Annotated in this window: 21 protein-coding genes and 5 pseudogenes; 10 read left to right on the plus strand and 16 right to left on the minus strand. The window is 68.6% G+C overall.

Annotated elements, in window-relative coordinates:
* Positions 1–21: 21 nt before the first annotated feature.
* From AC4OXY_RS45510 to AC4OXY_RS45520, 3 genes are read right to left on the minus strand one after another with little or no spacing between them, the layout of a single operon-like run.
* Positions 22–960: an alpha/beta hydrolase gene (locus AC4OXY_RS45510; protein ID WP_376295913.1), complete on the minus strand. Its 939-nt coding sequence runs from the start codon at positions 958–960 to the stop codon at positions 22–24.
* Between the two features lie 57 nt (positions 961–1,017).
* Positions 1,018–1,479 carry a cupin domain-containing protein gene (locus tag AC4OXY_RS45515; RefSeq protein ID WP_491992704.1) on the minus strand — a complete coding sequence of 154 codons (462 nt, stop codon included), beginning with the start codon at positions 1,477–1,479 and terminating at the stop codon, positions 1,018–1,020.
* 2 nt (positions 1,480–1,481) lie between these two features.
* Positions 1,482–1,907 (minus strand): nitroreductase/quinone reductase family protein, encoded by a 426-nt coding sequence (locus AC4OXY_RS45520; RefSeq protein ID WP_362823156.1) that lies wholly within the window; start codon positions 1,905–1,907, stop codon positions 1,482–1,484.
* A gap of 481 nt (positions 1,908–2,388) precedes the next feature.
* Here AC4OXY_RS45520 and AC4OXY_RS45525 point away from each other — a divergent pair.
* The 4 genes and pseudogenes from AC4OXY_RS45525 to AC4OXY_RS45540 form a co-directional block, all read left to right on the plus strand.
* Positions 2,389–2,999 (plus strand): annotated as a pseudogene (locus AC4OXY_RS45525) (MmyB family transcriptional regulator); the annotation flags it as partial.
* Between the two features lie 168 nt (positions 3,000–3,167).
* On the plus strand, positions 3,168–3,416 hold the full coding sequence (locus AC4OXY_RS45530; protein WP_491992705.1) for a hypothetical protein: 249 nt from the start codon (positions 3,168–3,170) through the stop codon (positions 3,414–3,416).
* 285 nt (positions 3,417–3,701) lie between these two features.
* Entirely contained in the window at positions 3,702–4,565 is an 864-nt protein-coding gene (locus AC4OXY_RS45535; protein ID WP_491992706.1) for an alpha/beta fold hydrolase, read from the plus strand.
* Between the two features lie 13 nt (positions 4,566–4,578).
* Positions 4,579–5,289: an alpha/beta fold hydrolase gene (locus AC4OXY_RS45540; protein ID WP_491992707.1), complete on the plus strand. Its 711-nt coding sequence runs from the start codon at positions 4,579–4,581 to the stop codon at positions 5,287–5,289.
* A gap of 68 nt (positions 5,290–5,357) precedes the next feature.
* Here AC4OXY_RS45540 and AC4OXY_RS45545 read toward each other — a convergent pair whose 3' ends face one another.
* The 5 genes and pseudogenes from AC4OXY_RS45545 to AC4OXY_RS45565 form a co-directional block, all read right to left on the minus strand.
* The gene (locus AC4OXY_RS45545; RefSeq protein ID WP_491994744.1) at positions 5,358–6,236 is read right to left on the minus strand and encodes an Lrp/AsnC family transcriptional regulator; all 879 of its coding nucleotides are present in this window, start codon (positions 6,234–6,236) and stop codon (positions 5,358–5,360) included.
* A gap of 30 nt (positions 6,237–6,266) precedes the next feature.
* Positions 6,267–6,668 (minus strand): annotated as a pseudogene (locus AC4OXY_RS45550) (protein kinase family protein); the annotation flags it as partial.
* A gap of 204 nt (positions 6,669–6,872) precedes the next feature.
* Positions 6,873–8,024 (minus strand): IS110 family RNA-guided transposase, encoded by a 1,152-nt coding sequence (locus tag AC4OXY_RS45555; protein ID WP_491992708.1) that lies wholly within the window; start codon positions 8,022–8,024, stop codon positions 6,873–6,875.
* 149 nt (positions 8,025–8,173) lie between these two features.
* Positions 8,174–8,812, minus strand: a complete 639-nt coding sequence (locus AC4OXY_RS45560) for a hypothetical protein (RefSeq protein ID WP_491992709.1) — start codon at positions 8,810–8,812, stop codon at positions 8,174–8,176.
* Between the two features lie 75 nt (positions 8,813–8,887).
* Positions 8,888–9,151 (minus strand): annotated as a pseudogene (locus AC4OXY_RS45565) (IS256 family transposase); the annotation flags it as partial.
* A gap of 31 nt (positions 9,152–9,182) precedes the next feature.
* On the opposite strand from AC4OXY_RS45565, the gene mobF reads away from it, so the two are divergent.
* Together mobF and AC4OXY_RS45575 are read left to right on the plus strand one after the other, a co-directional pair.
* Positions 9,183–10,502, plus strand: coding sequence for a MobF family relaxase (gene mobF, locus AC4OXY_RS45570; RefSeq protein ID WP_491992710.1), 1,320 nt, complete (start codon positions 9,183–9,185; stop codon positions 10,500–10,502).
* The gene (locus AC4OXY_RS45575) at positions 10,499–10,741 is read left to right on the plus strand and encodes a hypothetical protein (RefSeq protein ID WP_491992711.1); all 243 of its coding nucleotides are present in this window, start codon (positions 10,499–10,501) and stop codon (positions 10,739–10,741) included. Before mobF ends, AC4OXY_RS45575 begins: the two co-directional genes overlap by 4 nt.
* Before the next feature lie 205 nt (positions 10,742–10,946).
* Here AC4OXY_RS45575 and AC4OXY_RS45580 read toward each other — a convergent pair whose 3' ends face one another.
* Positions 10,947–11,825 carry a helix-turn-helix transcriptional regulator gene (locus AC4OXY_RS45580; protein WP_491992712.1) on the minus strand — a complete coding sequence of 293 codons (879 nt, stop codon included), beginning with the start codon at positions 11,823–11,825 and terminating at the stop codon, positions 10,947–10,949.
* 105 nt (positions 11,826–11,930) lie between these two features.
* On the opposite strand from AC4OXY_RS45580, the gene AC4OXY_RS45585 reads away from it, so the two are divergent.
* Positions 11,931–12,629, plus strand: a complete 699-nt coding sequence (locus AC4OXY_RS45585; protein ID WP_491992713.1) for an SDR family NAD(P)-dependent oxidoreductase — start codon at positions 11,931–11,933, stop codon at positions 12,627–12,629.
* Positions 12,630–13,158: 529 nt separating this feature from the next.
* Here AC4OXY_RS45585 and AC4OXY_RS45590 read toward each other — a convergent pair.
* Both AC4OXY_RS45590 and AC4OXY_RS45595 read right to left on the minus strand, forming a co-directional pair.
* Complete coding sequence (locus AC4OXY_RS45590; protein ID WP_491992714.1) at positions 13,159–13,716, minus strand: GNAT family N-acetyltransferase; 558 nt, start codon at positions 13,714–13,716, stop codon at positions 13,159–13,161.
* Between the two features lie 105 nt (positions 13,717–13,821).
* Positions 13,822–14,430 carry an IS3 family transposase gene (locus tag AC4OXY_RS45595; protein ID WP_491992715.1) on the minus strand — a complete coding sequence of 203 codons (609 nt, stop codon included), beginning with the start codon at positions 14,428–14,430 and terminating at the stop codon, positions 13,822–13,824.
* A gap of 53 nt (positions 14,431–14,483) precedes the next feature.
* On the opposite strand from AC4OXY_RS45595, the gene AC4OXY_RS45600 reads away from it, so the two are divergent.
* Positions 14,484–15,023, plus strand: a complete 540-nt coding sequence (locus AC4OXY_RS45600) for a hypothetical protein (protein ID WP_491992716.1) — start codon at positions 14,484–14,486, stop codon at positions 15,021–15,023.
* 23 nt (positions 15,024–15,046) lie between these two features.
* On the opposite strand, the pseudogene AC4OXY_RS45605 reads toward AC4OXY_RS45600, so the two are convergent.
* Positions 15,047–15,511 (minus strand): annotated as a pseudogene (locus AC4OXY_RS45605) (IS5 family transposase); the annotation flags it as partial.
* A 163-nt stretch (positions 15,512–15,674) separates the two neighbouring features.
* Between AC4OXY_RS45605 and AC4OXY_RS45610 the strand changes: the two are divergent.
* The gene (locus tag AC4OXY_RS45610; protein WP_491992717.1) at positions 15,675–17,336 is read left to right on the plus strand and encodes an IS4 family transposase; all 1,662 of its coding nucleotides are present in this window, start codon (positions 15,675–15,677) and stop codon (positions 17,334–17,336) included.
* Between the two features lie 24 nt (positions 17,337–17,360).
* A pseudogene (locus AC4OXY_RS45615) lies at positions 17,361–17,825 on the plus strand (IS5 family transposase); the annotation flags it as partial.
* Positions 17,826–17,828: 3 nt separating this feature from the next.
* On the opposite strand, the gene AC4OXY_RS45620 reads toward AC4OXY_RS45615, so the two are convergent.
* The 4 genes from AC4OXY_RS45620 to AC4OXY_RS45635 all read right to left on the minus strand — a co-directional run bounded on the left by AC4OXY_RS45620 (position 17,829) and on the right by AC4OXY_RS45635 (position 21,888).
* On the minus strand, positions 17,829–18,923 hold the full coding sequence (locus tag AC4OXY_RS45620; protein ID WP_491992718.1) for an alanine racemase: 1,095 nt from the start codon (positions 18,921–18,923) through the stop codon (positions 17,829–17,831).
* A gap of 104 nt (positions 18,924–19,027) precedes the next feature.
* Complete coding sequence (locus tag AC4OXY_RS45625) at positions 19,028–19,948, minus strand: zinc-binding dehydrogenase (protein ID WP_356039588.1); 921 nt, start codon at positions 19,946–19,948, stop codon at positions 19,028–19,030.
* A 129-nt stretch (positions 19,949–20,077) separates the two neighbouring features.
* Positions 20,078–20,782, minus strand: a complete 705-nt coding sequence (locus AC4OXY_RS45630; RefSeq protein WP_491994745.1) for an NADPH-dependent F420 reductase — start codon at positions 20,780–20,782, stop codon at positions 20,078–20,080.
* Between the two features lie 32 nt (positions 20,783–20,814).
* Positions 20,815–21,888, minus strand: a complete 1,074-nt coding sequence (locus AC4OXY_RS45635; RefSeq protein ID WP_491992719.1) for a zinc-dependent alcohol dehydrogenase family protein — start codon at positions 21,886–21,888, stop codon at positions 20,815–20,817.
* Positions 21,889–22,314 lie beyond the last annotated feature (426 nt).

The following is a 22,314-nucleotide window of genomic DNA, read 5'->3' on the forward strand; positions in this document are numbered from 1 at the left end:
GAGCGCGGAAGACGGTCGCGGTCACGACTGGAGCGAGGCGACCGGCGCGGCCTCGGTGGGGCTCTTGGCGGTGGCCCAGTGGGCCCGGACGAAGGCGGCGGCGGACTGCAGTGCCTCGCCCGCCTCGTCGAGCATCACGGCGAACGCCTGGAAGACGTGCGGGACTTGGGGCCAGACCTGGAGTTCGACATGAACGTCGTGGTCGGCGGCGCGGGCGGCCAGTCTTACGGCGTCGTCCAGCAGGATCTCGTGCGAGCCCACCTGAACGAGCAGCGGTGGCAGGCCCGTCAGGTCGGCGAAGACAGGACTGGCCAGTGGCTCGGTGCCGGCCGTCCGGCCGAGGTAGTCGCGGGCGCGGGTGCGCAGGGCCTGCGGGGTCAGTGCGGGGTCGAGGTGGGCCTTGCCGGTCGCGCTGGCGCCGGACACCGTGAGGTCGGCCCAGGGCGAGAACACCGTGGCGGACGAGGGCCGCGGCAGGCCCGCGTCCCTGAGGGCGACCAGCGTCGCGACGGTCAGACCGCCGCCCGCGGACTCACCGACAAAGGCGATCCGGTCGCTGGGGATGCCCTGGTCGAGCAGCGCGCCGTACGCGGCCACGGCGTCGTCGACGGCCGCGGGAAACGGGTTCTCGGGAGCCAGCCGGTAGTCGATGCAGACGGCACGGGCGCCGCAGCGCCGGGACACATCGGCGGCCAGACCCGCCGCGTCAGACGCCGAGCCGATGGCATACGCGCCGCCGTGGAAGTACAGCAGCACGTCGGCCGGATCGCTTCCGGGAGTGTCGACGGTGACGACGGGGATGCCGCCGAGCTGCCCGGGGGTGGTCGTGACATCGGGAGGCAGTGGAATCGAGGTCATCATCTCGTGGAAGACGGCGCGTGCTTCGGCCACGTCGCCTCCGACGTCGAGCGGAGCATGCCGAAGCATCTCGTCGAGGTCGCGGCGTTGCTGCCCGGACATGGCTGTGCCTTTCGTGCGGTTCGTTCGGGATGGGTGCAGCGGTGGGTGGGCCGGCACTCAGCGCGGCGGGCCGAGGATGATCTGGCCGTACATGTCGGCGGCCTCGGCCATCCGGTCTTCGGTTATCTCGAACCCCTCGGGCCGTGCGGTCGATATGTCGCGCCCGGCGTGCCGGAACATGCCTTCGATGCCGCCGGGGGTGCAGATCATCAGCAGGTCTGCGGTGTCGGAGGTGATCCGGTAGCCGTGGGGGACGTTCTTGGGCAGGTAGACGATGCCGCCCTCCGACAGTTCCATCTCCTGGTCGTCCGACCACAGCAGCGCGGTGCCCTTGATCAGCATGAAGATCTCGTCCTCACGGGTGTGCACGTGGTACGGAGGCGCCTCCCCCTTGGCGACGCTGAACCGTCCGACGGTCAGCTGTCCGTCGGTGGCCGAGCTGTCCAGGAGCACGGCGAACTGACCGCCGTCGAGCCATTCGAGCTTCTGCTGCTGATCAGGCTGCGCGAGGTAGGCCATGCTCACGACGATGTCCGTTCTGTGCGGTCGGCGGGTGCTGGGCCGCCCTCACCACCCGTGGAGATGAGCGTGACGGCAGAGATCACCCGATGCGTCTTGCGCTGGTATCCGGCGAAACCGGGATGACGGCGGGCCTGCTCCGTGAACGCGGCGTCGCGCTCGGCGCCACTCAACTCCAGGGCCCGTACGGCGACCACGTCGTCGCCCACCTCGATGCGGACCTCGGGATACGCGAGCAGGTTGTAGTACGGGTCCGGATTACGGTCGGAGCCGGCCTTTGATGCGAAGAGCAGATAGCGGTCATGATCGGCCAGGTACATCACCGGATGCACTCGGCCGGCGCCCGAGCGTGTTCCGACAGTGTGCAGCAGCAATACCGCGGCGGCCCCGGCAAAACCCCCGCCCAGCTGGCCGTGATTCGTGCGGATCTCGCGGTGTCAGCCATCACTTCTCCGGTGCGAGACGAGGTCGGGTGGCCTGCCGGTCGGGTGGTGTGCCCTGCCCATGCTGGACCCAGGGCCCGGACGGCCGTGGTCGGCGACCTTCGGCGGGGTCGCCTCCCACGAATGATGATCCGCTTCCAGAGGCGACCACCGCCAGACGCGTAGATAGGACCAGCAGTACCACCCTGTGCCGGTGGTCGATTGCTCGGTTGGTTCCCGGTTGGTTCTCGAACAATCCGAGGAGAAAATCCCGACTTGACCTCATCCGAAAATGAAGGAACCGGAAGGCGCGCGTTATCAGCCCGTGGGCGAGGTGCCGGCGGGTCGATCGGTGCTCTGCCGTCAGGGTGCGAAAGGTGACGGTGAAGCCGCCCCCACCTTGGCGAAGGAGAAACTGCAGATCACGCGGCAGATCGTGAAACGCTCGGACGACATGTCAGACGCCCTGCGGGAGACCGACGACGTCAAACGCCTCACCCGCCGCACCAGGCGGCCCCGCGGCCCGCTCCCGGACAGCGTCCTGCGGGTCCTGCGCTCCATGACCGACTCACCGGCCTTCATCCGCAACGGCCGCCTGGACATCCTGGCCACCAACGCTCTCGGCCGCGCCCTCTACGCCCCCTGTTCCCCGACCCCACCGCCCGGACGGTCAACATCGCCCGCTCGCAGTTCCTCCTGCCGCAAGGCCGCGACTTCTTCCCTCACTGGGAGGAGTCCGTCAACACCACCGTCGCCCTGCTGCGCACCGAAGCCGGACGCGCCCCGCACGACGCCGAACTGACTGGACTCATCGGCGAACTCGTCACCCGCAGTGAGGAATTCCGCACCGCCTGGGCCAAACACAACGTGCGCCTGCACCACACCGGCCGCAAATCCTTCCACCATCCAGCCGTCGGTACACTCACCCTTGACTTCGAGGCCATGGAACTGCCCGCGCAGCCCGGGCTGACCCTCACCGCCTGCAGCGCCGCCCCCGGCACCCCCGACCACGACGCCCTGCAACTCCTTGCCACCTGGGCTGCAACCGAGGAAGTACAGCCTGCGGGCGAGCCCGCCGCCTCCCGCCCACGCGACTGACTGAGGCGTACGGAAAGACAGGTCCCGTACTGCTTCGCACGCGTTCCGAGACCTCCGGATGAGCCGCCAGGCCATCCGCCACGTCGGGCTGGGCTTCGAGGGCTACAGCCCGGCCCAGCCAGACGGGAGAGCTTTTCCCAGGAACACCTGATCCAGGAACCCGGGGCCGTGTCCCTCGCCGTGCGCCAGGCCGGGACAGTCCAGGTGGCCGACGTATGGCCCAGCCGCCGTGTGCGGGACCTCGGCGTCGTCCGGCACGGCGCCGGCATCCTCACCGAACCGGCCCGCGCCCTCGTCCTGCCCGCCGAGCACGACGAGGCCGAACGCATCGCGGGCGAACGGCGCGCCGCCATCAAGCACATCAGCCGCGATGAAGGCGACCATCCGAACGGCCCTCCGCACACCGCGCGGATATGAAACGGGCTCGACCCCGTTCCCGTGGACGAATGCCGGCATGAGGTTTTGGGTCGGCTCAAGCAGTCGATGTTGCAGGTGAGTTGGAGCAGACCGAGGCGGAAGGCGGCGCAGTCGTGCTCCACCACAGGCGTACGGCAGTACAGGGCATGGGCGAGATCGAGCGACGCCAGCTTCGCCGGTCGGCGGAGGGTGTGTCGATTTTCGCCCGTCGATGGCAAGTAGCTGTCGGATGTCGCTCAAACTGACGGTCCAAGGGTGGCATACCGGTGGACCAGTGCTTGCCTCGTGTCGAAGGAACAGCACGCGAGTCGCGAGGGACAGCAGCATGAGCACCCTGAACCTGCAAGGTATTTCTCTCACTACGAGACCCACGGGGACCCGGAGGCCCCGCCGGTCCTGCTTGTCTCCGGTCTGGGTGGGGTGGGCGCGAGCTGGGGGACACAGATCGCCCGCTTCACCGAGAAGTACCACGTGATTCTGCCGGATCAGCGGGGCCCGGGGCGTTCAACCCGGGCTCTCGACGGCTACACCACTCTGCAGCTCGCGGCCGACACGGCTTCGCTCGTCGAGGAACTCGGCGTCGGCCCGGTCCATGTCGTTGGTGCGTCGACGGGCGGCGCCATCGCGCAGTACATGGCGCTGGAACATCCGCGGCTTGTGCGCTCGCTGACGTTGAGTTCCACGTTTGCACGCTTTGACGCCTTCACCAGGCGTGAGTTCGAGGTGCGGCACAGGCTCGCCGCCGAGTGGGACAGGCACGAACTGCTGTCCGCCTACTCGCTGTTCCTGTTCGGCCCGCGGTACACCCGTGAGCACCCTGAGGCCGTCGTGGAGTGGATCGACCGCGCAGCCGCGCTCCCAGCCCACCCCGACGACCGGCGGATCGGCCTGGCGCGGATCGACATGATCGCGGCACACGATACGTTCTCACGGCTCGGCGAGATCACCCAGCCGACACTGGTGCTGTGCGGCGAGCACAACTTCTGCACGCCGCTTCCGCTGTCGGAGGAGCTCATGCACGGCATCCCGGGCGCGAGGCTGACCGTCTTCGAGGACGCGGGCGAGCTCATCGAACTGGAGCAGCCGGTGAGGTTCTTCACCGAGGTGAGCGGCTTCATCGACGGGCTGTGCGCCCCGGCCCGCGCTTGAGGCAGGTCGCGCGATGAGACTCGAACTACCTGATGCCTCCATCGTCTTCGACGACGTCGCCGAGGGCGAACCCGTGGTGTTCTTGCACGGTTCGCTGTGCGCCGACTGGCTCACGCCCATGGCGCGCGAGATGACAAATTTCCGACGCATCGTCATCCACCGTGTCGGCTACGGCCGCAGCGAGGAGCGCACGAGCGGCGCTGGAGTGCCCGCGCAGGCCGCCCACTGCGCAGAGGTTCTGGCGGAGTTGGGGCTGCCGCGCGCCCACTTGGTGGGCCACTCCGCCGGGGCCGACATCGCACTGCACCTGGCCTACGCCCGCCCGGACCTGGTCGTCTCGCTGATCCTCCTGGAGCCCGCGCTGCCCCGGGCGGACGACGAGCCCGCGAGTCCGGCAACGGCGACCGCGATCGCCGCGGCCACGACCGGTGCATGGGAAGCGGCGTTCTACGCCTTTCTCACCGGAGTGTGCGGGCCGGGCGTGCGCCGCCTGTTCGCGGACCGGCTCGGAGAGCAGGGGCTCGCCGATGCCGTCGAATGCAGCCGTTACTTCTTCACCCGGGAATCGGCCGCATTCGCCGCGTGGGAGTTCGGTGCGCCGCAGATGAACGCCGTTCGGGCGCCGTCTCTGCTCGTCGTCGGAGGCGGGGGCGACCGGCTCGGCACGCCCCACCGGGCCAGAGCCGCCTCCACCCACGCCATGCCGCTGGAGGACCCGTGTTGATGGCTCGCGTCGTCAGCGAGTTCGTCGCGTGCCACCCGCTGTCCGACTCGGCCGGCTGAAGCACCGGGTCACCGTGCGGCGGGTCCGCGCGGTGACCCGGCTCGGGGCTGCGTACGCCGCGATGCGCGCGTCGGCGAACGGGGGAAGAAGGCGACGGCGCCCTTGACCGGGCACAAGGCCGTCACCGTCTCGACGTCCCGCACGCCGGGCAGCCGCCCCAGGACTGACGTCAGGAATTGCCACAGCGCGGATGTGTCCCGTGTCGAGACGCTCGCGAACAGGTTGCTGGTCCCGGTGACCCCGGCTGCGAACGCCACCTCGGGTCTGGCGGCGAGCGCGGTGCCCGCGGCGGGGAGTTCGTCGATCCCGATGGTGAGCCACAGCATGGTGCGCACCGGCACGTCGAAGACGGCGAGGTCGACATCGACGTCGAAGTGCAGGACGCCGCCGGCCCGCAACTCGTGCAGCCGACGGCGGACAGTGCTCGCCGATGCGGTCGTGGCGGCCGTCAGTTCGTCGATCGGCGCTCGTCCGTCGGCTCGCAGCACCTCGAGCATGCGGCGGCTGGTCCCATCCACCTTCGGCGGCGGTCCGACCGCGGGAGGAACGTGTCGCGCAAGTCGGGTTGCCTGGGTCTCCGTGAGCGGCCCCTGCTTGGTGAACGGCTGACCGGCACCGCCATAGAAGACGGGCAGCACCTCGTGCGCCCGCACATCGAGGATGTGCCGGGTACGCGGCAGCGCCTCGAAGAGCGGCGACTCGACACCGTCACCGCAGGCTGACGCGACGATCTCTGTCCCCCCCGTTACCGAACACAGACTGATCCAGCTGGTGTCGGAACGCCTGGCCAGGGCTTCGGCGACCTCCGCAGCGGCTTCGGGGGCAGCCCGCACGCGCAGAACCCAGTGCCGCTCGTGCAACACCGCCGGATCGGTCAGCGCGAGCACGCGCAGGCCAACAGCGCCGGACAGCCGGGTCCGGTGGCCGTGCAGCCAGTCGGCGAGTGCCTGCGGGGCGTGTTCCAGGAAGAGCACCAGGCTGGACGAAGACCGGCCGATGGCCTCCAGACGCTCGCGCACGGCCGATGAGCCCTCCCAGTGCGCGACCGCACCGTCGATGCCCCCGCACTCGTCGGCGAAGCCTTCGGGAGGCGAGTCGGGCAGGATGCGCCAGTTGTACATCAGTGGAAAGCCCTCGTACTCGTTCCCGAGTACCCAGTTGGTGGGCATGACGTGCACAGCCAGCTCCGCCAGGCCCCGAACCCCGCTGAGCCCACCCCGTACTGGTAGAACATCGGCAGTCCGAAGAGGTTCGCCGTCGATCGCGCGTTCCCCGGCCGCAACTCGGTGTCCGTCAGGGGGGACGCGCTTGACGAACAGAGTAATTGTCATCCGTGAAGGGGCGGAGTGTGTCAAGCAGGGGTTTCCGATGGTTGTCGGTGGTTCTGGGCAGCGTTGATCGGCTCGCCGTCGGTGGAATGGTGACGGCGGGTGGGATGGGGCTGCTCGCCGGATGTGCGGTCGTGGGGGTCGTTGTTCTCCAGCCCTTGATGGGGTGACGGCAGGGCCGTGCTCGGCTGCCGGTCATTCCTTCGTGGCGCGGGGCCGCATGGAGCGGTGCGACGTGCGACAGGCGGGGTCGATCAAAACCGCGACCACGCCGTGCAGGGGGTCAGACAATTGCCCGACCGCGCGCCTGCCGCGTCCGAGGTGCTCACGCTGCCTGGTGGGCCAGGGCGCGGATCTGTCCGTCGCACAGCCCGTCGTAGACCAGTGTGAGCAGCTTGCGTGCCGCGGCGATCTTGGCGATGTTCCTGCCGCGGCGGGCCTCGATCCGGGCCGGTCCTCGGTGGTCTTGGGGGTGGTCTTGCGCTGGATCGCTTCTACCACGGCCCAGCGCACCAGCTTGCTGCCCTGTTTGGTGACGTACCCGCGGCGGACGACGGTGTCGGACTCGTAGTGCCGCGGGGTCAGCCCCGCCCACGAGCACAGCCGGTCGGCGGAGGCGAACCGGTGCACGTCGCCGATCTCAGCCACAAGCACGGCCGCAAGGGTGGTGCCGATGCCGGGCAGCTGCTGGATGGCCCGATAGCCCGTGTGGTCACGAAGCCGCTCCGCGATGCGACCGTTGAACAGGGCTTCCTCAGCATCGAGTCCGTCGATCAGCTTGAGTAACGACGCGACGCGCTGGGCATACGGGCCGGCCAGCGCGGTCTGCTCCAGTCGGGCTCGGCCGTCGATGCCGAACAGGTCGGATGCCGGGATCAGTACGCCGGCCTTGGCCAGCACGGCATGCACCTGGGACTTCAGCCCGGACCGCAGTGCGACCAGCTTGGCCCGGTAGCGAACCAGTTCGCGCAGCTCACGAACCTGCGGTGGCGCGATCCAGGCTTCCGGCAGCCGCCCCATCGGCAGCAGGTCTGCCAAGTCCGCAGCGTCGCGGATGTCGTTCTTCACGCGCCGGTACGCGAAGCCTTTCACGCCCAGTGGGTGGGCCAGATGGACCCGTGCCCCGGCGGCCTGCAGGACATCGGCTGCCCAGTACCAGCCGTAGGTGGCCTCCAGGACCACGTCGGGATCGGGCCCGGCCTTCTCGATCTGCAGACCGAGTGCCACGGGATCGTTGAGGATGCGTACTGCGCTCAGTTGGACACCGTCGTCGGTCTGACGCACGATCACGGACCGCCTGCGGTGCAGGTCGACACCGACGTACTGGTGTCCGTCGTACTCGCTCACCTGGGGCTCCTTCGCCGTCACGTAGTGGGTGACTGGCGTCTACCCAGGCCACCCGCGGAGGGCGGGGCTTCGCCCCTTCATCGCATCAATACTTGTGGATCGTTGGCGAAGGCGAGCGGTCTGGGGTCCTGTTCATGGCATGCGTCTGGCTATTCCCGCTCGGGACGCAGCAGGACCTCGCTGCTTATGGGTGTGAACCCGCAGGCGAGGAAGGCGCGTAGGGAGCGGGCATTGCCGGGGGATACGGCGGCGAAGACCGGTTCGGTTTCCGGAACAAGGGAAAGGGCGTCGGTGAGGAGTGACCGTCCGTGTCCTTGGCTGCTGTCCTGGACGTTGTGGAGTTCGATACTCAGTTCGCGCCGCCCGGCGAGACCGTCGGCCAGGGTGATGAGGCCGCGTTCGTCACCGTAGACCTTGACGTTCTTCCGCAGCTCCCGGGCATGGCGGACGCGTGGATGGTCATCCGCACCGGACAGCTCTGCCAGGCGCGGCGGGCCGCCCGTGCCGCGGGCCGTGAGTGTCGCGTCGGTGACGTCGATCCAGCCCTTCGAGCCGGCCAGGTGACGCAGGAAGTCCGGCGAGAGCGACGCACCGAAGCCATCCGGTCCTTGGGCGTATACGGCCTGGCTGGTCAGGGCGGTGGCGACGACAGCGTGGCCGGTGAAGGCGACCGAGCACTCAAGTCCCCCAGGCAGGGGCGGTAACATCGTCACCCGGCCGTCGGCAGGCGGGAAGCAACCGTCGGCGGCGGCCATGAAGAACGTCAGGAGCGGGTGCGATTCGCCCACGATTGCTCGCCTGTCTGTTGAGGGAGTCCGGCAGGGGCAATTGTCGGACAGGTCCCGTGGATCAGTCGAGGCTCGTCATGCTGCGAGGGTTTCCGGGCGTTCGACGAGCCGGCCGCGTTCGAAGCGGGCGCCGGCCCGGACCAGGGCAACGAGGTGGGGTGCGTTGACTGCGCGCCACCGGTTCTGGGCGGACTCGACCAGCTTGAAGACCATCGCGAGGGCGGCAGCCCGGCTGCCCGCTCCTTTGGTGACCTTGGTCCGCAGGCGGATGGTGGCGAAGGTCGACTCGATCGGATTGGTGGTCCGCAGGTGGATCCAGTGCTCGGCCGGGAAGTCGTAGTGGGCGCTGGGGGATGACAAGACCCGGCGGGTGATCGAGGCCGCGCACGAGCGTGCGATCGAGCGGGTACTGGAGTGGATCGAGGACGAGGTGGCGGTGATCCGGTACGGCAAGAACGGCATCTACCGGGTACGGCCGCCCGGCGGTCTGGTCGCCGCCCGATTCCGCCACTACGAGGCACGGTCGGGGATGCCCTTGCTCCATGAGCATCTGCTTCTGTCCGTGAAGGGGCAGCGCTTGGACGGGAAGTGGGGCTCGATCCACACCCTGGCGCTGCACGAGAACACCGTCGCCGCGTCCGCGCTCTACAACGAGATCGTGGCCGCGGAGGTCTGCGAGGTGCTGGGGCTGGCGACCGAGCCGCGCACCGTCACGCCGGGGCGCCGGCCGGTGATGGAGATTGCCGGGGTGCCGCACGGGCTGATCCGCTGGACATCCCGGCGCAGCGACCAGATCGCCGCCTGCCTGGCAGAGCTGGAGCGTGAGTACGTCACCGCCGTCGACGACGACGGCGAGCCCAACTTCCTGCCCGTGGTCTCCGAGCGGGCCCGCGCCAAGCTGAACGGGGTCGCCGCGAAGATGACGCGCCCGCCGAAGCAGAAGGCCCGGCTGCTCGCGCAGCTGCGCGTGTGGTGGAAGGTGAGCGCGATCCTCACCTCCGGGGTGGCCGTCGACGTCATCACCTCCCCACTCGAGTACGCCCGTGCTGCGGCTGCGGAGATCCGGTCCCGGGTCGCCGCCGTGGTCGACGTCGCCCTGGCGGCCGTCGACGTCACCGCGACGGTGTTCGTGATGAACGACGGCGGCCGGTTCCACCGCCGGCACCTGCTCGCCGAAGCCCGCCGCCACCTCGCCCTTGTTCTGCGCGGCCGACGCCGCGACCCCGGCCTGGACGACCAGATCGTGGCCGCTGCCATCTCCACCCACTGCCTGGACATCAGCGAGCCGAAGACCGTGCGCGGCCTGGAGACCGGCTACCGCCTCTACACCGCACGGTGGGCGCTGTCCGACCTCCCTGCCCGGCGCCGCCCACCGACCCCCGCGCCTGACCCGGACCGGCAGCCCCCGGCCGATCCCAGCGCGCCGGCTGCGCCCCGGACCCCGGACCAGACAGCGGGGGAGTGGGAGATCCCCCGCCTCCCGCTGAGCTACGACCGGGCTGTCCTCGCCGGCGCGGCGGTGCGGGAGAAGCTGCGCACCATCACCGACGCCGGCGTGCGGGGCCGGGAGGACGACGTCGTCGCGCACCAGCAGGCGGCGATGCCCGAGCAGCTGCTCGCGCCCTCGGCCGCCGCCCCGGGCACGGCGACCCGGAGCCGGAGGCCGGCCGGCAGGAGGCGGTCGACATGACGGCGCTGCGGGCCCTGCGGGAGTCCCGTACCGACGTGGAAGCCCTCGATCCCACGGCCAAGCGGCTGCGCCACCTCCGGGACGTCTTCACCGCGGCGGCCGACCGGGCCCGCGCCACCATGGGCCGCTTCGCCGACCGGGACGGTGCCGACGAAGTGCACTCGGTGCGCGAGGACGACCAGCAGGCGCACCGCCCGCAGGAGCCCGGACCGCACCGCGGCCGGGAGGCCGGCTACTGAGTGCACCCGATGTAGTGGTGCGCACCGGCGATGCGACGAGGTTCAGGCCGTGTTCGACGGGTCCGGCGATTGGCCAAGGGCGTCTCGTCGTGCCGTGCCCCACTGCCGACCCCTTCCGTGGAGTTGGCCGCTTGAAAGGTTCCCCACGACGCGAAGCGATTGACAGGGGACCGTGAGCCGCCGGCCGGCCGACGCGCGGGGCGGATCAGTTGCGCGTGCTGGCCGGTGGGCCGACGACGGTGCTGAGCTGGAGTTTGGTCTCGTCCTCGCTGCCCGGCGCGGCGGTCATGATGACGATCTTGAGCTCGGTGTCGCCGTCGGTCAGGACATCGCAGTCCACCGTGACCGGGCCCACCGACGGGTGATCGACCGTCTTGCGGACCTCGCGGTTCGAGGTCACCTCTCCCTTCGCCCACAGCTCGGCGAACCGCTCGTTGCCTGCGTTCAGGTCGCGCACCAGCGCGGCCAGGCGACTGTCCCGGGGGAAGCGGCCGGTGGCGCGGCGCAGGTCGGAGACGAGGGCGGCGTCGGTGGTGTCGGGGTCCGTATCGGTGACCGGCCACAGCGCGAGGGGGGTGTGATCGGCGCCCACCGGGAACCTGTCGCGGGCGAAGTTGCGCATCCGCGGCGGCGAGGCCAAGGGGTCGCCCAGCAGGACGGCCCACCCGTGGTTCCACCACACCAGTTGCCAGTCCGCCGCGAACACGGCCACCGGTACGTCTCCGAGGCGGACGAGCACTCGTTGCATACCGGGCGGGAGATGATCGCTGATCGTGCCGTCCGCCGGCGGGACGATCTGGGCCAGCCGGTAGAGGTGGTCCCGCTCGGCGGTGGACAACTGGAGGGCGCGTGCCAGGGACGCCACCACCGACGCCGAGGGTGTCGTGGCCCGCCCCTGCTCCAGGCGCACGACGTAGTCGACCGACACTCCGGCCAGGTCGGCCAGTTCCTCGCGCCGCAGCCCGACGGCCCGACGCTTGCGGACGACCGGCAGCCCGGCGGCTGACGGGGGAAGCCGGTTCCGCCACGTGCGGATCGCGGCGCCCAGCCCGGCCCCGGGGGGTGTCGTCGTCATGCTCTTCATCCTCCTGCATCCCCGATCACACGCGGGGGCGCGAGGGTGGTACTGGTCTTCCCACCGTCGAAGCGTCCCTGGTCCGGCTCCCTCGTCCAGGCAACCATCGAAGGCATGACGATCACTTTCATCACCGGAGCCAACAAGGGCATCGGCCGCGAGACCGCCCGCCGCCTCATCGCGTGCGGTCACACCGTTCTCCTGGGAGCCCGCGACCGTGAGCGGGGTGAGGAAGTCGCCGCCGCGCTGGGCGCACGCTTCGTCCCCGTCGACGTGACCGACGACGCGTCTGTGGCCGCCGCCGCCGCGGACGTCGCCGAGCACGAGGGCAGGGTCGATGTCCTGATCAACAACGCGGGGGTCCAGGGTCCCTTCGGTGATCCCGGCGACCTCACCGCCGCGGATGCCCGCGCCGTCCTCGACGTCAACGTCATCGGCGTGGTCCGCACCACCACCGCGTTCCTGCCGCTGCTGCGCCGTTCGGACGACCCCGTGATCATCAACGTCAGCAGCGGCATGGGCTCCCTCGCCTTCACCCACGACCCCGGCCGGTCCGAGTCGCACGTCGTCATGCCGCTGTACGCCTCCTCGAAGGCGGCGCTGACGATGTTGACCACGCAGTACGCCAAGGGGCTCAAGGGCATTCGCGTCAACGCCGCCGACCCCGGCTACACCGCGACCGACATAAACGGTCACAGCGGCTCCCAGACCCTCACCGAGGGCACGGACGCGATCGTCGCCCTCGCCACCGAAGAGCCCGGCGCCGGCACCGGACGCTTCATCGACCGCCATGGCGAGATCGCCTGGTCCTGACACCGGCGGTCCGGAGACTACCGCCTCCGACCAGCGTGAGAACCTGGGGCGACCGTCACGCCAGCCCTTTGACATGCGTCTTCAAGTTGACGGAGGCTCACTGGTACGCACGGCCCACCGAGTGGATGCGCACTGACGGACGGCTGTGCGCATCGTGGTGCGCACCCACCCGCACGTTGGTGCGGTCACCGGTGCAGAGCCACCACGATGTCCACCACCGCGCGGGCTCGCTCCGTCTGCTCATCGCGTAGCACCTGCAGAGCCCGCACGACGTCCGTCGGTGCGTCGGTGAGGATCTGGCTGACGAAGTGTGCGATGGTGCGGGCGATCCCCGGCGCGGCGGCCGCGGGGGCGTGTGTGGCCCACGCGCGGATCGCTATCAGGTAGATTATGCCGACCTCGTCCAGGACGAAGGAGTCGGCGCAGGCGTCGGGTGTCGTCGGACAACGCGGTCACGGGGAAGACGATCAGTTCCGCGATGCCCGGCAGCAGCTCCGGCAGCTGCTGTACCTTGGACCGCTTGACCAGTTCACGCCCCGCTCATCGAGTGGAGTCGGTTGAACTCGCCGGCGAGGATGCCCATCACGACGAGATCGTGGTGCCGGCCAGCGAGGAACACGCGATCGCGGAGGCGGCCCTCCTCGGCAAAACCCAGTCGACGATGAAGCACCAGCGATGCCTCGTTGTGCGCGAAGATCCGTGCTTCGCACTTGTGATAGCGCCGCTCAGCGAACATGAAGCGCAGCAACAGCACCACGGCCTCTGCCGCGTAGCCTTTGCGCCGGTGATCGGCACCGATCGTGACCCCGTACTCGAACCAGCCCGCACGTGGGTCGGCCTGGTGTGAGCCGACGGCACCGACCAGTTCCCCTGTGTCGACGGCTTCGATGGCGAGTTGGAAGCAGTCGCCGTCGGACTTGGCGGCGGCCTGCTCCATCGACCAGGCGCACAGGCTCTCTGCGGAACGCGGTGGGTTCAGCAGGTCTCCCAATCCCTCCTCGTCCTCAGCGAAGCGCATGAACGCGGTCCAGTCGTCGGGCTCGATGCCGCGCAGGCGTACCCGTTTGCCCGTCCAGAACGATGTCATCACGCCATCGGATCACGGTGCAGGATGCGTGGTCCAGGGCTACCTCGCATCGGTGCTCCCGCCCGACCAGGGGTCTTGTCAATCCCCTCGCAGCGTGGAGACGATCTATGCAGCCAGTCCCTCCGCGAGGGTGGCTCGGTAGTCACGTTCGTAGTCGATCGGGCTCTTGAACCCGCACACGCTGTGCAGCCGCCTGGCGTTATAGAAGTCGGTGATCCAGGTGGCGATCTTGATGCGGGCCTCGGTGTGGGTGCGGAAGGCATGCCGGTGGACGTACTCGACCTTCAGCACGCTGTTGAACGCCTCGCTCACTGCGTTGTCGAAACATGACCCGACCCGGCCCATGGACTGGGTCACGCCGAGTTTGCGGCACGCCCGCCGAAAGCGCCGAGAGGTGTACTCGCTGCCCCTGCCCGTGTGCATGATCACGCCGCATACGTCGCCGCCGCGGGTGGCCGCGGCCATATTGAGCGACGCCACCACCAGCTCCGCATCATGCCGCTCGCCCATGGCGTAGCCCAGCAAGCGGCGGGAGAAAAGATCGATGACCGTCGCCAAGTACAGCTTGCCCTCGCTCGTGTCGATCTCCGTGAGATCGCCGCACCAGACGAGGTCGGGCTCCTCGGCGGTGAAGTCCCGGCGCACGAAGTCCGGCGCCGTCGGCCGCTTGCCCGGCTTGGTCAGCGACAATGGCTTCACTGCAATCGCGGTCATGCTCATCTGCCTGCGGCGTCTGGGCGTCAGCGCCGGCCGGTAGCGTCTGCCAGGTGACCGACGATGCCGTCATCTGGAACCGGCTTGCCGCCTTGCTGCCGAAGGCCGAAGCCCAGGAAGTCAAAGACTGCTGGGACATCGGAGAACAGGAGGCAGGGCTTGGCCTGCTCGTCTCCGGCATCCTCGGCCACCAGGTGCCGATCAGCGAGATGGCCAGGGCCCAGATCTCCGTACTCGCAGAGACCTGGGGCGAGCGGGAGACCCTCACACCCCAGATCCTTCAGTGCCGTGATGACGGCACACCGGACCACCTGAAGCTGATCGAAGGCCACGGAAGCACCGTCCATGAGGCAACAGGTGTGGCCGAACAGGACCTGGCCGGTCTCGTCCTCGTCCCCTGGATCACCTGCACGAGATGCGGCCATGTCCTGATGCGCGCCCATGCCCGAGAAAGCTGGGGAGATCTCTCCTACCTGGCGCGGCACTACGTCATCACGACGCCGAACCGAGCCACCGTCCTGCGACTGTTCCCTGCTGACTCCGCCAACGCGGCCTTCGCGGCCCTCCAGCACGCGTGCTCAGACGCACCATAAGAAACGGTGTCTTAGAGGTCATCTCATTTGGTGAGTCTGCGGTAGCAGATCAGGGTGCAGGCGATGCTGGTGAAGGCCAAGAAGTGGACGGCCTTGCGTTCATAGCGGCGGTGCAGGCGGCGGCATCCGGCGAGCCAGGCCATGGTGCGTTCGATGGTCCAGCGGTGGCGTCCCAGGCGCTGGGAGGACTCGATGCCTTTGCGGGCGATGCGGTGCCGGATGCCGCGCTGGCGTAACCATCGGCGCAGGTGGTCGTAGTCGTAGCCCTTGTCGCCGTGGAGCTTGGCCGGCCGTCGTCGGCGCGGACCGCGACGGGAGCGGATGGGCGGGATGCCGCGAACGAGCGGTTCGAGGGCCTGGCTGTCGTGCAGGTTGGCGCCGGAGATGCCGATGGAGATGGGCAATCCGGTCCGCTCGGTGATCAAGTGGATCTTCGAACCGTACTTGCCTCGATCTACTGGATTCGGACCTGTCAGGCCCCCCTTTTCAGGGCCAATGCCACGTAGTTAACCCTCGGCCTGATCCGTCAACTCGCGTCTTCAGAAGCGAGAATGGCGGATTTGTGACGAACGGGACCTCTGATAGAGCAGGGAAACCGGTCAAGGTCTTCCTGATACGAGAGGTCCCGTGTCCTGCCAGTCTGCCACCACCATGCTGACCCGTACTGTGACCGTGGCCGGAGGTGTCTATGCACCTGGCCACCTGGGCGAGTTGACCCCGTACGTGCCCTTCGAGCTGGTCGATGACGTGCTGGCGCGAACACGTAAAGTCCAAAAGCGGCTGCGTCAGCTCCCTTCACGGGTCGGGGTGTACTTCCTCCTGGCGCTGGGCTTGTTCCCTTCCCTGGGGTACGCCCGAGTGTGGGACAAACTCACCGCTGGCCTGCAAGGACTTCCTCTTCAACGCCCCTCGGAGAAGAGTCTTCGGGATCTTCGCCGCAGTCTGGGGCCAGCTCCGCTGAAGGAGCTGTTCGAGGTGATGGCCGGGCCCGTGGCCCAGCCCACGACACCCGGCGTGTGCTACCGGCGGTGGCGGACCGTCGCCTTCGACGGCTGCAGCTCTCTCAAGGCCCCCGACCAGCCGCAGATCCGCGGTCTTCTCGACAAGATCCGCCGCCACCGGGGCATGGCCGGCTATCCGGCCCTGCGCCTGCTGGCCCTGTGTGAGACAGGCACCCGTGGCCTGCTCGGGGCGGTCTTCGGACCATCGACCACGGGCGAGATGGCCTATGCCACGCGGCTACTGCCGCTGTTGACGCCGAGAATGCTGCTGCTCGCCGACCGCGGCTTTGACGCGGATGCGTTCCTCACCTCCGTATCCGACACCGGCGCCCAGCTCCTGGTCCGTCTCAACCCGCGCCGCCGTCCGGCCGTACTGGCCACCCTGCCCGATGGGTCGTTCCTGACCCGCTTCAACGGTCTCAAGCTCCGCATCATCGAAGCTCACATCACCGCTACCACCAGCGACGGGAAGCACATCGGCGACCACTACTGGCTGGCCACCACACTGCTCAACCACCGCACCGACCCCGCCGACGCCCTGGCGCGTCTCTATCACGAACGCTGGGAAGTCGAATCGGCCTTCTACGCCCTGCGCCACACCCTGCTCACCGGCCGAGTGCTGCGTTCTTGCGATCCGTCCGGACTCGAACAGGAGCTCTGGGTACTTCTCACGCTCTACCAGGTACTGCGCAGGGCCATGGTGGACGCCACGGAATCCGCCCCGGGAACAGACCCGGACCGGGCGAGCTTCACCGTTGCCCTCCAGGCCGCCCGCAACCAGCTGATCACCGCCTCCGGGGTCCTGCCCGCCGACCGGGCCGCCGATACGACCAGCGTCCTCACGAACGCCGTCCTGACAGCCCTGCTTCCCAGGCGCCGCCCACGCATGAGTGCGCGCAGGGTGAAGTGCCCGCTCTCTCGCTACCCCTTGAGCCCGACCGAGTGTCGGCCGTTGACCAGCCAGAACATCACCCACCTGGCGATCAGCATCCACAGCCCCACCGACACGCACCTCCCATCAAAAGGCACGGGGGCCGCTGCCCGGACTCCCACCACCGCGCTGGCCAGGACGGGCACGAAAGACCGCACGCTTCAGCTCTTGCGCACCGACCCACACCGGACCTGGCGCGTCCGCGAAATCGCGAACGCGCTTGAATATCCCAACTTCCACAGCCTTTGTGCCCAGTTGAGCCGGTGGGCCAGAGAAGGACTCCTTCACAAACCCGATCACGGCACCTACAGGCTCGCCACTTCATGGATCCACCACGACCCGCCACTCCCTGGGCCGTTGACAGATCTGTCCGAGGGTTAACTACGTGGCAATGGCGGCGAAAGGGGGGATCTGACGGGTCCGAATCCCGTAGATCGCGGCAAGAAGGGCTCGAAGATCCACTTGATCACTGAGCGGTCCGGTCTGCCCCTCTCGATCGGCATCTCTGCCACGAACACCCATGACAGTCAGGGACTGGAACCCCTGGTTAGGGGTATCCCGCCGATCCGCTCCCGCCGTGGACCGCGCCGGCGGCGGCCTGCCAAGCTCCACGCCGACAAGGGGTACGACTACGACCACCTGCGACGCTGGCTCCGCGGCCGGAACATCGTCCCGCGTATCGCGCGCAAGGGGATCGAGTCATCGCAGCGGCTGGGCCGCCACCGTTGGACCGTGGAGCGGACGGTGGCCTGGCTGGCCGGGTGCCGCCGACTCCACCGTCGCTACGAGCGCAAGGCCGAACACTTCCTTGCCTTCGCCGGGATAGCCGCAACTTTGATCTGCTACCGCCGTCTCTCCCGCCTGAAGTGAAGCTCAGGTATTGGCCCCTCGTGCCGTGACCTGCCAGCGGTCGATCACCTGGCGGTCTCGGACGACCAGCAGCTCATCGGCGAGATTTACCGGCGTGCAGATGTGGTTGGGGACGACAGAGACCACCGCCCCAGGGCATGGCCCCCTTACGCCTTCGGGAAGGCGGACCACGGCGTGGTGCTCCCACAACCCGGTGATGGATCCCTGCGGGAACTGGGGCAGGTAGCCGTGGCCCGTCACCCAAGGCGACCGGTCGGAGCCGAGGACTTTGCTGCCGACGTCCAGCACGAAGCGGTCCGGGGCGGGAACGCTGATCACCGTTGCCGCAGCGACCAGCGCCAGGTCCTCCACCCCACAGGTGCCGATGGCCAGCTGGGTGGCGTCATTGAAGACGTAGACACCTGGCCGCAACTCGTTCACTGCGCCCGGCTGCCACTGCCCCGCCGTCGGCGTCGACCCGCCGCTGACCACACGGACGCCGAGCCCGAGATCCCGCAGGACCTGTGCAGCCTGGCCCAGCGTGCGCTCCTCGTCTCGTGCGGCGCGCTCACGTGCCTGCGCGTCGTGACCGTAGCCGTGTCCCGGGAACGTGAATACACCGGCAACATTGAGTCCCGTATCGGCGGCCGCCTTCCCCACCTCACCAGCCACTTGGGGCTGCACTCCTGTGCGACGGCTCCCGCTGTCGACCTCGACAGGTACCTCGACGGGCCGGTCGCTGCCGCGCACGGCGTTCCCCAGCCGCTGCGCGCCTTCGACCGACTCCACGCCGACTCTCAGAGCAACGCGGTCAGCCAATCGGCGCAGCCGCTGAGCCTTGTCGGCATCGAGCCACACGGGGTACGCGATGAACAGGTCGTCCACGCCGACCCGGGCAAATGCCTCGGCTTCGCCGATCGTGGCCACCGACAGCCCGCGCGCGCCGGCCTGAAGCTGAAGGTCCCCGATCTGCGCGCACTTGTGGGCCTTGGCGTGCGGACGCAGGGCAAACCCTTGAGCCCGCGAAGCCTCAGCCATCCGCGAGATGTTGCCTTCCAGCACATCCGAATCGACCACGAGCGCCGGCGTAGCCAGCCCATCGGGCAGCAGTATCGCCATCTCTTGCCTCCCACCATGGAACACGACGAGATGATCATGGCAGCTCGGCAGACCAGGGCCACAGAGCCATCGCCCCAGGTCACACGCACCAATCGAGACGACCTCTAAGGGCGGATGAGGACGGTGCCGACCTTGCCGGGCTGCAGCGCGTGCTTCACGGCGGTGGCCAGCTCGCCGAGGTCGTACGTAGCGGCCACGTCGAACTGGTTTTGGAACGCCAGCGCGATCAGTGTCGCGGCGACCGCGTCCGATGCCCGCCTCTCGGCGGATGCCTCCAACAGCCACCGGCCGAGGGTCGCGCCCCGCACTGTCAGCGCGCGGTGCAGCAGTGTCGACGCATGCACCGAGATCAGCTCGTCGGCGAGTTCCCCGTAAATGATCAGTCTGCCGCCCGGCGCCAACAGGTCCAGAAGGCTTTCCGTCAGCTTTCCGCCGACAGGGTCGAAGGCCACACTGAGCGGGCGGCCGCCGGCTGCCTTGCGGACCTCGTCGGCCCAGCCCGGATTCTCCGTGGCAACGACCGGGACGTCCGGGAACCGCTTGCGCAGCTCGGCGGCACCGCGGTCACTGCGGACGACGTTGACCAGGCCCACGTTGTGGTACTGCATCACGCCGGTTACCAGCCGCCCGACCGACGAGCCGGCGGCGGCCTGCACCAGATAGCCGTCGTATCCCAAGGCCACGTGCTGCTCCGCCTCACGGCGCAGCATCACCGCGGTCAGTGGGTTCGTCAGCATCTGCGCGGCGACCTCGTCCGACAGCTCATCAGGCACGGGGACGACCGTCTCAGCGTTCGCCAGGATCCACTGTGACCATCCACCCGGCAGGGGAAAGGCTGTTACACGGCCGCCAACCTCGACGCCCGGAGCCACGCGCGTATCCGGGCCGATGGCCTCCACCAAGCCGGTCCCTTCCACGCCGATCGGTACCGGCCCTGCAGCCGTCGCGGGGAAGGCATCGAGGCCCAGGAGATCACCAGGGTGAACCGGGAAGGCCGTGGCACGGATGAGGACCTGACCGTGCACGGGTGCTTCCGGCTCGGGCTCCTCGATGACGGTCAGGACGTCGGCGGGCGCCCCGCTACGGGTCCAGACGACACGACGGTTCATGATTCTCCTCCTGTGCGCTGGTGTGTATGGGGCTTGGCCGGGGCGTCAGCCGGCGTCCTGGAGCAGCAGGTGCTTCGCGCTAAGCGGGCCGTCCAGCTGCATCAGCCGGCCTCCCTCCCGTAGCCCGCCGAGGTCCAGGGCGGCGAATCCAAATTCGCCTAGCAAGCCGGCCACGGCCGCCTTCGCGTCGGCGTCGTCGCCCGCGTAGAAGACCACCTGACGGCCTTCCTCGTGCTGGGGGTCCGCGGCGATGAACGCGGCGAACAGGGTGTTGAACGCCTTCACGATCCGCGCGCCGGGCAGGCGCTGGGCGACCCATTCGCTGCCCGTGAGGTCGCCGACGTCGTAGCGGCCCCGCCAGGGGTTGGCCGCGGCGAACTGGTTCGTCGTGTCGACGACGATCTTCCCGGACCAGTCGGCAAGGCCGGTCAGGTCCGGCACTGCGGAGAACGGCACCGCGAGGAAGACGAGGTCCGGCTGCGCCGCCTCCTCGGCCGTCACCGCGTGGGCCTTCGGTCCCAGCTGCTCCACGACCGCCTTGAGTGTCTCCGGGCCCCGGCTGTTGCCGATGAGTACCTCGTGCCCGTGACGGATGGCCTTGTCGGCGACGGCCCGGCCGATCTCTCCCGCGCCGAGAATGCCGATGGTGCTCTGTGCAGCCATGCTGCACCTCCTTGATCGTGTGCCGGGGATCGTGCCGGCGCGCCGGCAGCGGCTATGTGATCGGCTCCGACTGCTTCCTGCCGGGATGGTCCCGGCTTCGGCAGCAGGTGCGGCTGCGCCTACGCGCGATGCGGGTTGAAGTCCAGCAGGACCTTGCCGTTCTCCCGGAAGTACGCGAGCGCCTCGGGAAAATCCTCCGCCTTGTAGACGGGCGCGGAGGGCAGGACGAGTCTTCCCTCGGAGACCAGCCGCGCGGACTCCGCGTTCAGAGCCGGAAGCCGGGGAAGGAACTCGTCCTGGTACATCCAGAATTCCGTCGTGGTGATGTTCTTCGTCCCCAGTACGTCAGGATCGGGCGTGAACGGCCGGCCGCTCAGATACCCGTAGATCGCCAGCAGGGCGCCGTCGGTCAGTACGTCCAGCAATAGTGCGGTCGCCGCACCGCTGACACCGTCAAGGCCGAGCAGCACGGGATCGGATCCGATGGCTTCCCGCACGCGCGCGCTGGCGTCCGCCGAGTCGACAACCACGATGTCGGCACCGAGGTTATGGAGTTCGCTCACGAGTTCCGCGCGGCGCACGATGTTGATCGTGCGCAGCCCTCGTTCCTTGGCGAACACGATGACCGACCGGCCCACCCCGCTGTTGGCCGCGTTCTGCACCACCCAGGAGTCGGCCGGGAGGTCCCGCAGGCCGACCAGGAGCCCCGCGCTGACGGGATTGATGGTGAGCATCGCTGCCTGTTCAAGACTGATGGACTTGTCCACCACGGTCAGGTCTGCTGCCTCGGCCACGACCCGCTCGGACCAGGAAAAGACGCCGAAGGGAAGCAGGACCCTCTCGCCGGGGCAGACCTCGATGACGCCGGGCCCTACCGACACGACCGTCCCGACGCCCTCGTTTCCGATGGCTGTCGGCAGCTCAGGGCGTACGGGGTAGACACCTTGCGCCAAGAGAAGGTCATGGTGGTCAAGCGGGGCATACTCGACCTGGACCAGCGCCTGTCCGGCGGTGGGAGCCGGGGGCTCGGGCACGTCCACCACCTTCAGTCTCTTCTCCGGCTCCCCGAACTGCGTGAGGTAAATCGCGAGCATGGGACACGACTTCCTAGCTTTGCCGCCGTCGCTTCTTGAAATTCGAGACATCGCTTCGGATACCGACGGCCCGGTCCCCGAGAGACTCCACTGGTGCATCCAGCTCGGTTCTGCTCCGGCCCGTGAGGTGGACAGTGGAGCCCTCGGCGACGAACCGGGCTATAGCCAGACCGATCCCGGTCGAGCAGTCACAAACCGACCTTGCCATCAAGCTGTCCCAGGATGCCGGCTTCTTCCTCGATGTAGCTCACCCGGAGACCTGCAGAGAGCACAGCGCACCGACACGCGGCGATCCATGCCCGTCCGCCTTCACGCCACCTCACGGACCGCATGGTTTAGATAGATTTGTACCTACTAGTAAAGAACCCGAACAGGGACACTGCAACTGGAGACGCACTCGACCGTGCCCAGTCTTGCAACTGGCTGAACAGATCCTTTGGCCCTGCACTCCCTCTGCCGTATCACGCCCCGCCGATTCCATGGCCGTCGCAGCCGTCGCGTGCACGCTCTGAGTACCCGATCGAG

The sequence above is a fragment of the Streptomyces sp. HUAS MG56 genome (assembly GCF_058673395.1).

Coding starts and splice junctions, on each gene's coding strand:
- AC4OXY_RS45510 (WP_376295913.1), bottom strand. CDS start 960: ATGTCCGGGCAGCAACGCCGCGACCTCGACGAGATGCTTCGGCATGCT.
- AC4OXY_RS45515 (WP_491992704.1), bottom strand. CDS start 1,479: ATGGCCTACCTCGCGCAGCCTGATCAGCAGCAGAAGCTCGAATGGCTC.
- AC4OXY_RS45540 (WP_491992707.1), top strand. CDS start 4,579: ATGAGACTCGAACTACCTGATGCCTCCATCGTCTTCGACGACGTCGCC.
- AC4OXY_RS45575 (WP_491992711.1), top strand. CDS start 10,499: ATGACGGCGCTGCGGGCCCTGCGGGAGTCCCGTACCGACGTGGAAGCC.
- AC4OXY_RS45580 (WP_491992712.1), bottom strand. CDS start 11,825: ATGAAGAGCATGACGACGACACCCCCCGGGGCCGGGCTGGGCGCCGCG.
- AC4OXY_RS45585 (WP_491992713.1), top strand. CDS start 11,931: ATGACGATCACTTTCATCACCGGAGCCAACAAGGGCATCGGCCGCGAG.
- AC4OXY_RS45590 (WP_491992714.1), bottom strand. CDS start 13,716: ATGACATCGTTCTGGACGGGCAAACGGGTACGCCTGCGCGGCATCGAG.
- AC4OXY_RS45595 (WP_491992715.1), bottom strand. CDS start 14,430: ATGACCGCGATTGCAGTGAAGCCATTGTCGCTGACCAAGCCGGGCAAG.
- AC4OXY_RS45610 (WP_491992717.1), top strand. CDS start 15,675: ATGCTGACCCGTACTGTGACCGTGGCCGGAGGTGTCTATGCACCTGGC.
- AC4OXY_RS45620 (WP_491992718.1), bottom strand. CDS start 18,923: ATGGCGATACTGCTGCCCGATGGGCTGGCTACGCCGGCGCTCGTGGTC.
- AC4OXY_RS45635 (WP_491992719.1), bottom strand. CDS start 21,888: ATGCACCAGTGGAGTCTCTCGGGGACCGGGCCGTCGGTATCCGAAGCG.